This is a genomic window from Natrinema salinisoli, assembly GCF_020405205.1.
In the GTDB taxonomy this organism is placed as follows: Archaea; Halobacteriota; Halobacteria; order Halobacteriales; family Natrialbaceae; genus Natrinema; species Natrinema salinisoli.
Genome location: NZ_CP084469.1, coordinates 1,982,481 through 1,997,817 on the forward strand (window position 1 = coordinate 1,982,481; position 15,337 = coordinate 1,997,817).

At 63.1% G+C, this 15,337-nt stretch carries 16 protein-coding genes and 1 tRNA gene; 9 read left to right on the forward strand and 8 right to left on the reverse strand.

Features of this window, described 5'->3' with window-relative positions; translation table 11 throughout:
- The first annotated feature begins 74 nt into the window (after nt 1-74).
- From LDB05_RS09750 to phoU, 7 genes are all read left to right on the forward strand, one after another.
- The gene (locus LDB05_RS09750; RefSeq protein WP_226007729.1) at nt 75-524 is read left to right on the forward strand and encodes a low molecular weight phosphatase family protein; all 450 of its coding nucleotides are present in this window, start codon (nt 75-77) and stop codon (nt 522-524) included.
- A 504-nt stretch (nt 525-1,028) separates the two neighbouring features.
- Nucleotides 1,029-2,000, forward strand: a complete 972-nt coding sequence (locus LDB05_RS09755) for a phosphate ABC transporter substrate-binding protein PstS family protein (RefSeq protein WP_226007730.1) — start codon at nt 1,029-1,031, stop codon at nt 1,998-2,000.
- A gap of 49 nt (nt 2,001-2,049) precedes the next feature.
- Complete coding sequence (gene pstC, locus LDB05_RS09760) at nt 2,050-2,991, forward strand: phosphate ABC transporter permease subunit PstC (RefSeq protein ID WP_226007731.1); 942 nt, start codon at nt 2,050-2,052, stop codon at nt 2,989-2,991.
- A gap of 34 nt (nt 2,992-3,025) precedes the next feature.
- The gene (gene pstA / locus LDB05_RS09765; protein ID WP_226007732.1) at nt 3,026-4,639 is read left to right on the forward strand and encodes a phosphate ABC transporter permease PstA; all 1,614 of its coding nucleotides are present in this window, start codon (nt 3,026-3,028) and stop codon (nt 4,637-4,639) included.
- Between the two features lie 3 nt (nt 4,640-4,642).
- Nucleotides 4,643-5,566, forward strand: coding sequence for a phosphate ABC transporter ATP-binding protein PstB (gene pstB / locus LDB05_RS09770; protein ID WP_226007733.1), 924 nt, complete (start codon nt 4,643-4,645; stop codon nt 5,564-5,566).
- 181 nt (nt 5,567-5,747) lie between these two features.
- Nucleotides 5,748-6,239 (forward strand): metal-dependent hydrolase, encoded by a 492-nt coding sequence (locus LDB05_RS09775; protein WP_226007734.1) that lies wholly within the window; start codon nt 5,748-5,750, stop codon nt 6,237-6,239.
- 102 nt (nt 6,240-6,341) lie between these two features.
- The gene (gene phoU, locus LDB05_RS09780; protein ID WP_226007735.1) at nt 6,342-7,013 is read left to right on the forward strand and encodes a phosphate signaling complex protein PhoU; all 672 of its coding nucleotides are present in this window, start codon (nt 6,342-6,344) and stop codon (nt 7,011-7,013) included.
- Between the two features lie 45 nt (nt 7,014-7,058).
- Here phoU and LDB05_RS09785 read toward each other — a convergent pair whose 3' ends face one another.
- The 6 genes from LDB05_RS09785 to LDB05_RS09810 all read right to left on the reverse strand — a co-directional run bounded on the left by LDB05_RS09785 (nt 7,059) and on the right by LDB05_RS09810 (nt 13,249).
- Entirely contained in the window at nt 7,059-7,679 is a 621-nt protein-coding gene (locus LDB05_RS09785; protein WP_226007736.1) for a plastocyanin/azurin family copper-binding protein, read from the reverse strand.
- A 172-nt stretch (nt 7,680-7,851) separates the two neighbouring features.
- The gene (locus tag LDB05_RS09790; protein WP_226007737.1) at nt 7,852-8,262 is read right to left on the reverse strand and encodes a DUF8055 family protein; all 411 of its coding nucleotides are present in this window, start codon (nt 8,260-8,262) and stop codon (nt 7,852-7,854) included.
- Between the two features lies 1 nt (nt 8,263).
- Nucleotides 8,264-9,937, reverse strand: coding sequence for an FAD-dependent monooxygenase (locus LDB05_RS09795; RefSeq protein ID WP_226007738.1), 1,674 nt, complete (start codon nt 9,935-9,937; stop codon nt 8,264-8,266).
- Entirely contained in the window at nt 9,930-11,258 is a 1,329-nt protein-coding gene (locus tag LDB05_RS09800; RefSeq protein WP_226007739.1) for an electron transfer flavoprotein subunit alpha/FixB family protein, read from the reverse strand. The genes LDB05_RS09795 and LDB05_RS09800 overlap by 8 nt, the downstream gene beginning before the upstream one ends.
- Before the next feature lies 1 nt (nt 11,259).
- On the reverse strand, nt 11,260-12,123 hold the full coding sequence (locus tag LDB05_RS09805; RefSeq protein WP_226007740.1) for an electron transfer flavoprotein subunit beta/FixA family protein: 864 nt from the start codon (nt 12,121-12,123) through the stop codon (nt 11,260-11,262).
- A gap of 268 nt (nt 12,124-12,391) precedes the next feature.
- Nucleotides 12,392-13,249, reverse strand: a complete 858-nt coding sequence (locus LDB05_RS09810) for a polymer-forming cytoskeletal protein (protein ID WP_226007741.1) — start codon at nt 13,247-13,249, stop codon at nt 12,392-12,394.
- A 148-nt stretch (nt 13,250-13,397) separates the two neighbouring features.
- Here LDB05_RS09810 and LDB05_RS09815 point away from each other — a divergent pair, with 148 nt between their 5' ends.
- Complete coding sequence (locus LDB05_RS09815) at nt 13,398-13,595, forward strand: DUF5800 family protein (protein WP_006431251.1); 198 nt, start codon at nt 13,398-13,400, stop codon at nt 13,593-13,595.
- Between the two features lie 58 nt (nt 13,596-13,653).
- Here LDB05_RS09815 and LDB05_RS09820 read toward each other — a convergent pair whose 3' ends face one another.
- A complete protein-coding gene (locus LDB05_RS09820) occupies nt 13,654-14,217 on the reverse strand; it encodes a DUF420 domain-containing protein (RefSeq protein WP_226007742.1) in 564 nt (187 codons plus the stop codon).
- A gap of 119 nt (nt 14,218-14,336) precedes the next feature.
- Here LDB05_RS09820 and LDB05_RS09825 point away from each other — a divergent pair, with 119 nt between their 5' ends.
- Nucleotides 14,337-14,870, forward strand: a complete 534-nt coding sequence (locus LDB05_RS09825) for a GNAT family N-acetyltransferase (RefSeq protein WP_226007743.1) — start codon at nt 14,337-14,339, stop codon at nt 14,868-14,870.
- Nucleotides 14,871-15,037: 167 nt separating this feature from the next.
- On the opposite strand, the gene LDB05_RS09830 is transcribed toward LDB05_RS09825, so the two are convergent.
- Nucleotides 15,038-15,122: transfer RNA gene (locus LDB05_RS09830), tRNA-Leu, on the reverse strand.
- Between the last annotated feature and the right edge of the window lie 215 nt (nt 15,123-15,337).

Consider the following 15,337-nt stretch of genomic DNA (forward strand, 5'->3'; position numbering starts at 1 on the left):
CGCCGGCGCGCCCGCCCGCGAACCGAACGCGAACGACTAATCCACACACGACCTATCGATCAATACACGAACCCATGTCCACCACAGACACCGATTCCACCGACCCGATTCGCATCGCCTTCATGTGCGTCCAGAACGCGGGGCGCTCCCAGATGTCTACGGCGTTCGCAGAGCGCGAACGCGAACGCCGGGGACTCGCCGACGAGGTCGAACTCCTGACCGGCGGAACGCATCCGGCCGACAGCGTCCACGAGGAAGTGATCGACGCCATGGCCGACGCCGGATTCGATCTCTCCGATCGAACGCCGCGAGAGATCACGCTCGAGGACCTCCGGTCGTGCGACTACGTCGCGACGATGGGCTGTTCGACGCTCGAGGTCGGCGAGGTCGGGAGCGACGTCGACGTTCGCGACTGGGGGCTCGACGACCCCGACGGTCGCGACCCCGAGCGCGTCCGCGAGATCCGCGACGAGATCGAACGGCGAGTGGTCGCGCTGTTCGACGAGTTCGGTAGCGGCGAGTGATCGTCTCGCTCGAGTACGGATTCGGTCGTTCCCCGTTACCGTCCGGGAGACGATCCGTCTATCGCTGGTTCCGGAGCGTTACGAGTCGTCTCCGGACCGAGCGAGATCGAGCGCGCTCTCGAGCCCAACGAACTCTGGACGGTGGTGCACGCTCGAAGCTGCACGAATTGCCGCGGGTTCGGAACGTATCGGCACCGACCTGACTGCGTGTGGCGGGTCCGTCGCACCCATGTCGGAACGTCTTTGTACTGCCGGCGTCGACTTTCGAATTCGAGAGTAGACCACTATAGTTCTGGGAAATCTATAGTCCCATTCGACTACAGTCACCCATGCGCCGAGTGGACGATTCTGTTCGTTTCGTACAAATCCGCTTTTCAGTGCCTATAGGACCTAATACACCTCATTTGAGAATTGTTGAATGAGAATACATCCACAACCACGAGTATGTAGATCTATATAGCTAACATAGCATCGTATTTCTATATACGGACGAACTTTCACGTGATGACTGATACCCAGATGGACCGCTCGGCTCGCTCAGTTTCTCGACGGAAGTTCCTGGCAGCGACGGGGACAGTGAGCGCTCTCTCGCTGGCCGGTTGTACCGAAAACACTGGTGGCAACGGCGGTGGCAACGAGCGCGTCATCGTCACGGGGAGCAGCACTGTGTTCCCGGTTTCCGACACGCTCGCCGAGGCGTTCATGGACGAGAACGACGGCGTGAACGTCACCACCGACTCGACCGGAACCGGTGGCGGATTCAGTAACAACTTCTGTCCCGGCGATTCGGACATCAACGGTGCATCGCGACCGATCCAGGACGAAGAAGTTGATACCTGTAACGAAAACGGCGTCGAACCGATCGAGTTCCAGATCGGTGCCGACGCAGTCACCATGGCCGTCCACAACGATTCGCCGGTCGATTGCGTCACCTACGACGAACTCGCTCAGATCTGGTCCGAAGACGGCGCGGAAACGTGGTCCGATGTCAACTCCGACTGGCCCGACGAGGAGATCGAACGCTACGGCCCACCCTCGACGTCCGGCACGTTCGACTGGTTCAGGAACAACGTGATCGGCGACAGCGGGAGCCACGTCACCCAGTACGAAAAGACCGAAAACGACAACGAACTCGTCCAGGGAATATCCTCGAGCGAGAACGCGATCGGCTACTTCGGCTACGCGTACTACCGAGAGAACGAGGACGAACTGAAGGCGCTCGAGATCAAGGAAAGCGAAGACGACGAGTGTACCGAGCCGAGTCTGGACGCGGCCAGCGATGGCACGTATCCGATGGCACGGCCGCTGTACATATACGTCAGTGAGGAGTCCCTCGACCGGGAGCCGGTCTACGACTTCGTCGAGTTCTACATCGAGCAGTCGTCGACCGATACCATCACCGACGTTGGGTACGTCCCGGCGAACGACGAGCAAGTCGAGGAGAATCTCGAGAAGCTAGAGAACGCGGCGAACTGATCAGGTCGAACCGAACCATTCACGATGGTCACCCAACTACCCCCCGTCAATGAGTGAGCGATCGATAGATATCGACCTGACGCGGTCATCGTCGGGTCAAGTCGTCAAAGAGCGCATTTACAAGTGGCTACTGTTCGCCTGTGCCGCGCTGACGGTCTTCGTGACTGTCGCGATCATTTACACGCTCGCGAGGGACGCGCTCACGTTCTTCAGTATGGTCCCGCCTGCGGAGTTCTTCACCGAAACTGAGTGGTTCGTCCGCGGGGACGGGGGGAACTTCGGCGTCTGGCCGCTCGTGACTGCAACGCTGATAATCACCGTCGTCTCGGCGATGGTGGCCGTTCCGACCGGCGTCGCAGCGGCCGTCTACCTCAGCGAGTACGCGAGCGACCGCATGCGATCGGTTCTGAAGCCGTCTCTCGAAATTCTCGCGGGCATTCCGACGGTCGTCTACGGTTACCTCGCGCTTGTCTATCTGACCCCTGCACTGCAGGCGATCGGGATCCCAGTCGGTACGTTCAACCTGTTGAGCGCGTCGATTATGGTCGGGATCATGATAATCCCGATGGTGTCGTCGCTGTCCGAGGACGCGATGACATCCGTCCCCGATTCGCTCCGACAGGCCGGCTACGGCATGGGTGCGACGAAATACGAGGTGTCGACCGGGATCGTGATTCCGGCGGCTGTCTCAGGGATCTTCTCGTCGTTCATCCTCGCGCTCTCGCGGGCGATCGGCGAGACTATGATCGTCGTCATGGCGGCCGGGCTACGGCCGCGGATGTTCGACTTCTCGAACCCGCTGAACAACCTGCTCAGTTCGGGACAGCCGATGACGGCGGGAATGGTAAACGCCGTGACGAGCGACGCGACCGGCGGCTCAGCGACGTATCTGAGCATGTTCGCACTCGGTCTGACGCTGTTCGTGATCACGTTCGCCATGAACCTCGCGAGCGACTTCGTCGCAGCACGATATCAGGAGGAGTACCAATGACCGCCACTGACGAACCGACGGAGGTGTACCGATAATGGCGACCGACCAGCGCACCAGCGAATGGTACGGAACGGGCGAAGCGGTTAGCCGCCTTCGCGGTCAGGCGTTCAAGTCCCTCTGTCTGGGGGCGACCCTGCTTGCCTTGCTTTCCGTCTTCGTTCTCCTCCTGTACGTCGCGAACGACGCTTTCAGACCGCTCTCAGCCGACACCGGCTGGCTGCTCACCTTCGCCGCGACGCTCCTGCTTCCGATCCTCGGCGCAACGAGCTACTACTATACTCGCGATACGCGTGCCGGTGAGACCGCGGCTATCGCACTCGGACTACCCGTCGTCTCGCTTCTGCTCACCGGCGGCGTATTCATCACGTTCGAACACATCGTCAGCGTCTATCAGTGGCTTTCGATCATCGTCGCGCTCACCGTCGCCGGCGCGGTCGTATACGCTCACAGCCGCGTTCGAACGGAGGCGAGCCTCGAGCGACTCGTCGTTCTGGTCGCGGTTCCGGCCGTCGCGCTCTATCTGATTCCCGACCTCATCCTCTCATTTCCGATGCTGCCGACCGAGTCGCTCGCATTGTTGGGTTCGTTCGTCGTGCCGGTCGCGCTCGCCGTCGGTTGGTTCGTTTGGAGACGGCGCGAGAACGAACGTGCCGGAGTGATCGCCGCGGCCCTGACACTGCTCACTGCCGCGGTCGGGCTGGGGGTCGCCCCGGTCGTCGGCATCAGTCCGTTCGTCTGGATGCTACTGGTCGTCGTCACTGTCGTCCCCGTCTCCCTCTACGTCGAGAGCGTCGTCCGCCGCGGGACCGGCACCAGTGGACTCGCGTTCCCGGTCCTCGTCGCCGGTGGAATCGCCGCCGGCATCTTCCTCACAGACGCGTTCGGATTCGCCGGCCCCGATCTGTGGCTCGACTGGAGTTTCCTCACGAGCTCACCGTCGCGAACGCCCGAAGACGCAGGCTTCTATCCGCCGCTCGTCGGCTCGGTGATGATGTTGCTGGTCATCGTCGTCTCCGCGTTCCCCGTCGGCGTCGGTGCAGCTATCTACCTCGAGGAGTACGCGCCTGATCGGGGACGATTGGGCCGGATCGTCGACCTGATTGAAGTTAACATCGGAAATCTCGCCGGCGTTCCGTCGGTCGTCTACGGTGTACTCGGACTCGCGCTGTTCATTCGGCAAGGAGGACTCGGGTCCGGAACCGCGCTCGTCGGCGGATTTACCGTCGGACTGCTTATCCTCCCGATCGTCATCATCTCCTCGCAAGAAGCGATCCGCGCCGTCCCCGACTCGATGCGACAGGCGTCGTACGGAATGGGCGCGACCAAGTGGCAGACGACTCGCAACGTCGTCCTGCCGGAGGCACTCCCGGGGATCATGACGGGCAACATCCTCGCGATGGGACGGGCGATCGGTGAGACGGCACCGCTGCTCATCATCGGCGCACCGGCGGTCGTTCGGATCGCCCCGAGTTCGTTCACCAGCAAATTTAGCGCGATGCCCCGCCAAATCTACACCTGGTCGAGCGAGATCGACGCAGCGTTCCAACACGGCGTTCTCGCGGCCGGCGTCATGACGTTACTGGTCGTCCTCCTCCTGATGAACGGCGCTGCCATCATCATCCGCAACAAGTATCAACGCAGGGACTGACCCATGACACAAGATCCAATGACCGACTCGGACAGCGGTACTGACACCCAAGCGACCGACGGGGGGCGCGAGAGCCTCGCAAGTAACGACCTCGAGGGATCCGATCCAACGACCGAACCGCTCGTCGATTCGTCGATCGACGTCGACGGTCGTACGAGTTCGTCCGGCGACGCAACTCGAGCAGTGATCGAATCACGAGACCTCGACGTGTTCTACGACGACGAACAGGCGCTACAATCGATCGACATCGAAATCCCGGCCGAGAAAGTGACGGCGATTATCGGTCCGTCCGGCTGTGGGAAATCGACCTTCCTGCGGTGTATCAATCGGATGAACGATCTCGTCGACGCCGCGCGGGTCGAAGGCGAACTCCTCTTCGAAGGAAAGAACGTCTACGACGACGACGTCGATCCGGTCGTCCTCCGACGAAAGATCGGCATGGTGTTTCAGGCACCGAACCCGTTCCCGAAGAGCATCTACAACAACGTCACCTACGGGCTGGAGGTTCAGGGAACCGAGGGCGATTACGACGAAATCGTCGAAAACGCGCTCCGTCGAGCCGCGCTCTGGGACGAAGTCAAAGATCAACTCGACTCGAGCGGGCTGGACCTCTCGGGCGGCCAACAACAGCGGCTCTGTATCGCGCGAGCGATCGCGCCTGATCCGGACGTAATCTTGATGGACGAGCCGGCCTCCGCGCTGGACCCGGTCGCGACCTCGAAGATCGAGGACCTCATCGAGGACCTCGCCGAGGAGTATACGGTCATCATCGTCACGCACAACATGCAGCAGGCGGCCCGGATCTCGGACAAGACCGCGGTCTTCCTGACCGGCGGGGAACTCGTCGAGTTCGACGACACCAACAAGATCTTCGAGAATCCCGAGCACGACCGCGTCGAGGACTACATTACCGGCAAGTTCGGGTGATGCGAATCGTCGCGTCCCGTCGCGTTGCTGGTCGGTCGGATTGATATACCGTCGCGTTCGGTTGCCGTACATATCTTCCTACTATTAAACCGCGTAGCCGTGAGAGACGGTACAGAAAGTGTTATAGTATGATTTATCGACCATATGATTCATTATTCGACGCATCATGTATTGAAAGACGATGGTCGCCGACGGGGTGCACATTCTTTTCAGTCTGGCACTGGTGTTGCTACTGTTCCGGTCGAACCGGCCCGAGCCGTACCTCGTCACGGCGCTCGCGGCCGCTTTTCCCGATATCGATATCGTACTGTTTCCGCTACTGGCGGATTTCGGGTACGAAACGGGCATCCTGTGGAGTCACCGGGCGCTGACACACTCGCTTTTGGCTGGCGTCGTCGTGGTCGGTCTGCTCTCGGTATTCGGTCCCTGGCGAGCCGCCGCCGTCGGGTTCGGTTCCCACATCCTGATGGATCTCCTGAGCGGTGGTGTTCGACTGTTCGCCCCTCTCGACGCCACCCTGTACGGGCTGTCGATCGATTGGTTACTCTTGAACATGCTGACGTCGATCTTCGCGGTAACCGTCCTTCTGGGCGGTCTGTTCGGTATGAAATACGATTTCGGGCCGCGGGGATACCCGCGGTCTCCGAAAACCGCACTCGAGCGGTTTCGGTAACCGTCCTCGTCGATCGACTCGCGACGGTGCATCTCACGCCGTAGGCGGCGAGAGAGGGGTTCGCACGCAGTCTTTATCAGGGACGAGCGAGCTTTCAACAGTATGGCCAGACAATCGTATCAGGACAAGCTCACGGAAGTCCGTGAGGACGTTCTCTACATGAGCGAGGTCGTCATGGAACGGCTTCGGATGGGACTCGACGCACTCGAGCAGAAAGACGACGAACTCGCCCGCGAAGTGATCGAGGGCGACGGCGAGATCAACCGAATGTATCTCGACCTCGAGCAGGACTGTATCGATCTGCTCGCCCTCCAGCAGCCGGTCGCGAGCGACCTGCGATTCATCGCGGCGTCGTTCAAGATCATCACCGACCTCGAGCGGATCGCCGACCTCGCGACCAACCTCGGCGAGTACACGCTCGACGCCGAACGCGACCTGTTCCCGGACGTCGACGTCCAGGAGATGGGGGAGCTGACGCTGGACATGCTCGAGGACGCGATGATCGCCTACGACACCGAGAACACCGACAGCTGTCGGGAATTAGCTGCCCGCGACGACGAACTCGACCAGTTCGCCGAACGGGCGAGCGAGATCGTCGTCCGGGACCTCATCGAGCGCGAACTCGAGTCGGCCGACGAGGTCGAACAGATCCTGCAGGACGTCTCGCGGCTCCTGTTGACGATCCGCGACCTCGAGCGCGTCGGCGATCACACGGTCAACATCGCTGCGCGGACGCTCTACATGGTCGAGAACGACGACGAGCTCATCTACTGATACGTCCCGTCTCGAAGGCTGTGCACCGGCAGTCGCGAAAGACAGTTACCCGGTCGTTTCGTTTTCACTCTCGTTCTCGGTTTCGTTGCCTGTCTCGTTGCCGGTTTCGTTGCCAGTTTCGTTGCCGGTTTCGTTACCGGTCTCGTTACCCTCGGTCTCGTTGCCACCGCCACCGCTACCGCCTTCGACCTGGAACTCGCCGCGCATCTGGGACGCGTGCGGCTGGCAGACGTACTCGGCCATTTCGCTGCTCACCGTAATGTCCAGCATCTGGCTGTCGTCGGGCTCGGAGACCACTTCAGTCTGGAGGTCGTCGATTACTTCGTCGTTCTCGTTGCGGATCTCTATGTTGTGGGGCTGGCCGTTGCCTTCCGTCCAGCCGATCGTGTAGTCCTCACCCTCTTGCAGGATGAGCGTCGGGTTCTCCATCCCCTCGATATCGGACGGCGCGAGGCCTTCCCAGTGGCTGGTCTGGCCGCTGAACTCGATCGTCGTACCGGGTTCGATTTCGACGCCACTGCCAGCGTCGCCGTTGCCGCCGCCGTTACCGCTCTCGTTTCCGTTACCACCGTTACCGCCGTTACCGCCGTTACCACCGTTACCACCGCCACCACCGCAGCCTGCGATGAACGCTGTTGATGCCGCGGCACCTGTCACCTGAAGCATTCTCCGTCGGGATAACCGATCGTCTCGTGCCATCAGGTTGACTTTGTGCCCAACAGGAATAGCCACATACCCGTCACCTGCGTGGCAGTCAAGTACGGGTCGGTCTGCGTCGCGTGTATCCCGATATTCAGTTCCGGATCCTCGTCGCCGGGCAGCTTCGGAGCCCGAGCCGTCACTCGTCCACTGCCGCGGTCGCCGATTCGCGCTCGGGGACACACGTCAGCAGTTGGGCGGTGTCGACGATGTTTCGCGTCTCGAGTAACAGCTCCGCCGCCTCGCGAACGGTGAATTCCGCCTCGATATCGACGCCGTGACAGACCGCGTAACACTCGAGCCAGTGATTCATCGCGTTCTCGAGGGCGGCGAATTCGGCGTCGGTAAACGGAACCAAGCGACCGCCGGTCCGAGCGTCGACGTAGAGCCCCACGGCCTGGCCCGCCCCGTCCCGGAGGTACGCGTCCGCCTCGTCGGGGGTGGCGGGAACATTCGTCTCGTCATCCGACCGGCCGGCGGTTTCGAGCGCGGCTCGCTCGCGCTCGGCGCGGCGAGCGAGGGCGGCGATTCGGGGGCTGTACCGGCTCATGTCACCCCTCGCGGTACTCGACGCCCTTGCCGCCCCGAGGGTGTTCCCACTCGGTGTCGGCGACGACCGCACAGGTCCCACACTCGACGCAGGGCTGGGTGTCGAGGCTGACGAGCGTCTCTTCGGTACCGTTGGTCTTGACCGCCTCCGAACGGTAGCAGCCACCGCCGAAGTCCCGCGCACTGACCGGGCACGCACTGACGGCCGCCCCGCTCGCGGCGGCGGACGCGTCCCTGAGTTCGATGTGCGGATTCCCCACGTCGGTGTCGTACGTGAGGTCGCCGATGCGCTCCGCGAGGGTCGGCGGTTCGATCTCGTTCTCCCAGTAAACGGTCTTCCCGTGCTCCTCGGCGATCAACGTCGGCAGGGAGACGTAGCCGGTCTTCGTGTCGGGCAGCATCGACACCAGGAACGGCGAGTTGTACGCCCGCTGGAGCAGCCGGTCCGCGATCGGGTTGCCGACCGCGAGCGATCCGAGCCGCGAATCGAGGACCCGCTCGACCGCGTTCGTCACGGCGTCGTGCTCGCCGACGGTCCGGGTGAGTTCGTATCGACGAGGACGGAGTTTGTCCATCGTGCCGGAGTCCTCGAGCAGCTTCGTGTAGCGGCGGCCGGCGGCCTCGGGATCGGTGTTGCCGCGGGTCACCGCGAACGCGTCGGCCGCGAGCGCGCCGGCGGTGACGGCGTGGTTCATCCCCTTGATGATCGGCCCCTGTGCCTGCATCTGGCCGGCGGCGTCGCCGACGAGGACGAGCCGGTCTCGGTACGGTTCGCGATGAGCGACCTTCTTCGAGTCGGGAACGAGCTTCGCCGCGTACTCGCGCTCGCGGTACTCGTTTTTGAACCAGCCCGCGAGCAGCGGATGGGTCAGCAGCGCGTCGAGCAGTTCGTGCGGTTCGGCCTCCTGCTCGACGAGGCTGTCGAGGTGGAAGACCGTCCCGATCGAGAGCGAGTCCTCGTTGGTATACAGGAAGCCGCCGCCGCGGACGTCCTCGAAGAGATCGCCCGAGAACAGGTGTGCAGCGCCCTCGTCCGGGTCGATGTCGAACCGGTCGTCGATCGCGTCCGGATCCATGTCCACGACGGCCTTGACGCCCTGGAACCACTCGTCGGGCTCTTCCCAGTCCATCAGTCCGGCGTCGCGAGCGAGCTCGGAGTTGACGCCGTCGGCCGCGACGATCAGGTCGGCCGTGATAGGGTCGAGTTCGTCGCAGGTCACGCCGACGATCTCCCCGTCCTCTCTGAGCAGGCCGTTCACTCGGACGTTCGTCAGCACCCCGCCGCCAGTCTCGCTGGTCTTCTCGTGGACTCGCCGCTCGAGCCACGAGTCCATCTCTCGGCGGAGCACGGCGTCACACCACTCGGTGTCGTGCTCGTGGAGGTCGCCCAGGTCGTAGGTCTTGACCGAATTTCCGGCCACGTTGTGGATGTAGTAGTCCGTCACGGGGCGCTCCGTCGCTTCCTCGCGGACGCCGTCGAAGAGGTCCTCGAGCGTGTACGGGGCGGAGTCCTCGGCGTAGAGCAGCCCGCCGGAGACGTTCTTCGAGCCCGCTTCGGTGCCGCGCTCGAGGACCAGCGTCTCGACGCCGTGATCGGCAAGCCGCGCCGCCGCCGCGGCTCCGCCGGGGCCACAGCCGACGACGACGGCCTCGTAGTGTTCGTAGTCGTCAGTCATCGTCCTCACCCCCGTCGGCGACGGCCTCGGCCTCGAGGGACGTCTCACCGGCTTCGACGGCCGTCGTGAGACGCGGCAGAACCTCGAAGAGATCGCCCTCGATGAAATAGTCGCTGAAGTCCCTGATCCGGGCGTCGGTATCGGTGTTGATCGCGACGACCGTGTCAGACTCGTCCATCCCGACCTTGTGCTGGACGGCACCCGAGACGCCGGCCGCGATGTAGATATCGGGCGCGACGACCTGGCCGGTCTCGCCGATCTGGCGTTCCTCCTTCGAGTACGCCTCGACGTGACCCTCGAACTGGTAGGAGGAAGTGACAATTCCGCGCGTGATGCCGAGTTCGGCGTCCTCGAACGCGTCCACGAGGTCGAGGCCCAGTTCCATGCCCGCGGTCGGATCGTCGGCGATCCCGCGACCGAGACAGACGATCACGTCGTGCCCGGTGAGATCGATCCCTGCCTCGAGCCGGTCGTAGTCGCTGATCTCGACGCGGAACCAGTCGTCGGGGAGATCCATCTCGTGTTCGACGACCAGTCCCTCCCGGTCGTAATCCGGCTCCAGCGGTTCGAAGCTCCCCGGAATGACCGACGCCCCCTGCGGGTGGAAGTCCCGGTCCGGGTTGTCGAGACAGAGGATCGTCGAGTACTCGAACCCCGAGAAGTCGGGCCGCTTCATGTGCAGGACTTTCTCGACGGTCTTCTTGACGCCGGGTTCGCCGGTCTTGACGGGGTTCGACACCTCGTTTTCCTCGATGAAGAGGTCGGAACAGTCCGAGGCCAGCCCGGAGTCGAGTTCGGCCTGCACCTTCGCGGAGAGATCGCGGCCGTTGTTCGTCGCCGGGAACAGGATGTACCGCGGTTTATCGTACTCTCGCCAGTCGGTGCTTTCGACAGTTCCCTCGCCGCGAGCTATGTGGGCCGCGATCTCGGTGTAGGGTTTGTGCAGGAACCGCTCGAGGCGCTCGTCGTCGTGATAGACGGCGACGTCGGCCCCGTAGGCGATACACTCCTCGGCGAGGCCCTCGCAGTCGTCGCCCATCAGGAAGGCGACGACGTCCTCCTCGTCGCCGTAGTCGTCTTCGAACCCGTCCATCAGCTCCCGGGCCTTGCCGAGCATCTCTTTCGAGACCTCGAGCAACTCACCGCCCTGCGTCTCACAGAAGACCCACATGTCCGCGTAGTCGCCGTCCGTGAGCGCCCGGACGTGCTTCTTGTCGCGGGTGGGATGGGAGAGTCCGTCGTCCGGTTCGGTCTCGTTCATTTCACCGTCGTCCGATTCGGCCTCGTCCGGGTCGGTTTCGGAATCGTCGTTCGTCGTCATTTCACTCACCCGCCTCCGCGGCGTACGGTTGTATTTCCTCGAGGACGTCGCCCATGCCGTCCTCGGGATCGATCATCGTCGCCTCCCGGTCGGAGGACGCCTTGGGGATCGGATCGACCGAGGAGACGATCGTGGGCGAGCCGTCGAGCCCGATGTAGTCGGGATCGAGGTTCAGGTCGGTGTGATCCCACGTCGTCAGGTGGTCGTCGTGCTCGGCGGCCCGCTCCTCGGTTTTCGCCCGCAACTCTTTGTGCGTCAGCCGATGCGAGGCCGTCCGATAGGTCGGCTCGAACTCCGGGTCGGTGACGACGAAACAGGGCAAGGGCGCTTCGACCGTCTCGACCTCGTCGACGTCGCCCTCCACGAGTCGCTTCGCTCGCAGGATCCGCTCGTCGGGATCGATGTCGAGTGCGATAACGTGGGTGACGATCGGCCAGTCCAGTGCCCAGCACGTCTGCGGCCCGGTCTGCCCGGTCTCTCCGTCCGCGGTTTTGAATCCCGCGAACACGATATCGACGTCCGCGACCTCCTCGTCGTACTTCTCGAGGCCCGCGCTGAGCGTGATCGCCGTCGCCCACGTGTCGGAGGCGGCGAGTTCGCGATCCGACAGCAGGTAGCTGTCGTCGGTGTAGACCGACGCCATCGCGTCCTGCAACACGTCGGCGTACCCCGGCGGTCCCATGCTCATCCCGGTGACGTGGCCGCCGTGGCGAATCTTCGTCTGAAGCGCCGCCTGCAGTGCGAACTCGTCGTTCGGGTTCATCACCGTCGGCGTCTTCCCCCGCTCGAGGTGACCGTCCTCGTCGAACGAGACGGCCCCCTCCGAGAAATCCGGGACGCCTTTGGTCAGTACGATCGAGCGCATGGATCCCTCCGTCGACGTAGTGTGCCTACTTTTGACATACGGTGGCACTGTATCATGGTATCAGTGTTAAGAATAGGGGTCAAAATCACCGACAGATTCTGTCGGTAGCGGTGACAAGAGCGCTGAAACCGGAGGGCAGAGACTCGATACAACCGATCGTCTCGTGACGATCGCGGGGAGGGATCGGTACGCGCTCACGGAACGGGGTCGACACGCTCGAGAGAGAAGCCGAGCGACTCGAACGGTCAAAAACGGACTCGAACGGACGTTACTCGCGCTCGCGTTCGGTCGTCCGCATCGTGATCTCGCCGTCGGCTCGGATCGTCCCGTCGACCTCGGCGTCGGGCCCGAGATCGAGGTCGCCACAGGAGACGTCCCCGAGGACGCGGGCGTCGCCCTCGATGACGACGTCGCCCTCGCGGGTGGTCACGTCGCCGTGGATACGAGTCCCGTCACCGACGGTGACGTCGCCGCGGGCCCGGAGGCTGCCGAAGATGTTGCAGTCCGCGCCGACGTCGATCGTCTCGGCGCGGACGTTGCCGTGGAGCCGGCAGTCGTCGCCGATCGTCGCGGGCGTCGAGACGCGCCAGGCGTCGTCGCCGACGGTCGCGTTCCGGGGGATCACGAGCGGTTCCGCGTCGGGTTCACTGTCCTCTTCGTCGACGAGTTCGGAGATCAATCGCTGCGCCGCGTCTTCGTCGCCGACCAGGAGGAGGTGTTTGAGGTAGACGAACAGGAAGACGATCGTTGGCATCGGGTTCCGGATGACGATCCAGCCGTTGGCTTCGAACCCCTCTTCGATCTCGACGTCGTCGCCGATGTCGAGATCGCCGGCGACTTTCAGCCTGCCGCCGATGTGGACGCGTTCGCCGATATAGGCGTCCTCGCCGACCAGCACGTTCTCGGCCACGTCACACCACATGTCGAGCCGACAGTCGCCGTCCGCCTCGATCGCACCGCCGAACTCGGCCGACTCCCCGGCCAGCACGTTTCGGCCGCGGACCCCGAACTCGACGGTCGATCGACCGCCCACGAGGACGTCCCCGTCGGTCACGAGGTCGCGTTCCTGGGCTTCCGTTCCGTCGGGAACGACGAGTTCGTCGAGGGGATCCCTACTGAAGGCCACACTCGCATCCAAAGGGGGTACCACCTAATAAACCTCGCGCGTCGTCTGTCGTCCGTCTGACGTCCGTCTGTCTCCTCGAGTCCTCGCCGGGCTTCGAGCGTCGATCACAGTCGGCCCGCTTTTACACCCCCGCTGCATACGACAATCTATGACTACGCTCGCATTCGACGACAAGGGCGTCGACGTCGTCTACGAAGGCACCGAGTTCCGCCTCGAGCAGGAGCTCATCGAGGAAGCCACGGAGAAGTCCTACTACGACGTGACCGACCACGAAGTCCTCCAGATCGTCGCCGAACAGCCGAACCTGCAGGGCGAGCCCCGCCGCATCGGCGACATTCTGGACTGACCCGTTTTCGAGAACGGCCGGCCGTACCGAACGAGCGACCGTTTCCGGTCGCGATCGATCAATAGACGACGTGCAGCAGCGTGAAGACGACGATCCCGAGCGAGAACGAGACGAGCCACAGCGTCGCCGCGACTCGGCCCACGCGAGCGTGACTCGTCCGCGGGAGCTCCGCGATTGGACGGGAGAGCGCGAGCAAGAGGACGTAGTAGAGCAGCGGGATACAGACCATCGCGAGGAGGATGTGAATCGCCAATAGCGGCAGGTAGACGAACTGGTAGATCGCGTCGGGACCGGGGAACGGCTGCGGACCGCCGGTCACCGTCAGCCGGTAGAGGTAGAGCGCGAGAAAGGCGACGAACAGCCCGAACGAGGCGACCATCGCGACGCGATGTCGCTCGATCCGACCGCGACGGATCGCCCGCCAGCCGACCGCGATCGTCCCGATCGCGACCGCGCTGATCACGGCGTTGACGAGCGGGATCGTCTCGATGACCCACGCCGGAGCCGCCGGCACGCTCGAGGAGGGAATGCGGCCGCCTGCGGCCGCGAAGACGACCGCCAGCGAGACGACGCTCAAGATGCCGGTGAGAAGGCGCACGCGCTCTCGAGGGACGTATTCCATGGCTGTTCGTTCGAGCCCAGTAGGAAAGGGGTTACCGTCTCCGACCGCCTGCCGATACCGATCCGCCGAACCCGCTCTATAACCACCACTGCTAAGGACTTTTCGTCAGACGTGATCGTATGGAATTTTACTCCCTTCCGGCTGATGAGGCCGCCGTCCGTCGCTACGTCGACGAACTCTGGCTCCCGTATCACCGCGAACTCGAGGCGATCGTCGACGGCCATGCGCTCGCGGACACCGATACCGCGGCCCTCCTCGCCGCGGAAGTCGAGTTCCGACTTGAGCGCCTCGAGACGAACGACTATCGGACGTGGATCGCCGTCGACGAGAGCTGTGACGGGGACTCGGTCGGTCGACCGCTCGCCGACGGCGAGCTCGCCGGCTTCGTGGCGACTGAGATCGACGAGTCGCCTCCTGTCTTCGACCGGCCGGACCGACTGGTCGTTACCGACATCTACGTTCGCGAACCCTACCGCGGTACCGGTCTGGCCGATGACTTGATCGACCGTGCCACGAAGCGAGCGCAGGAGGCGACGTGTACGGAGCTCGCACTCGAGGTCGACGTCGACAACGATCGGGCCATCGCCTTCTACGAGAAACGAGGCTTCGAGACGGATCGCCGTCGGCTGACGATACCCGTCGACAACTCGTAAACCGTCCGTTTAGGACAGATTAGCGGTAGAAATCGCAGAGAATCGAATGCGTACCAATCGACGAGGCTTTCGCTCATCAATGTAGCGTCGGAAAGGATTATGCGTGGGTGATGTCCTCGAAGGGAGATCACCTGCATCGTAGTGGTGGACATCGTCCACCGGTGCGATGCGTGGGACCGGATTTGAACCGGCGGACCCCTACGGGACAGCGCCCTCAACGCTGCGCCGTTGGCCTGGCTTGGCTACCCACGCTCGCGGTCTTTGTCTGCACTCAATCGTATCCAGTGTGATTATAAAAGCCCTTTCCTTTGGGTCGGCGACTGCGGCCGGGTCCCACGGGATTAGCCCCCGCGAACCAGTGGACGGCGGGATCGGGTGGACGGAGTCGGGTACTGTCAGCGTTCGAACTCCTCCGGTCGTCCGATACCTGTTCCTCAGCGAATCGTCCGTCGAACCCTGACAGACAC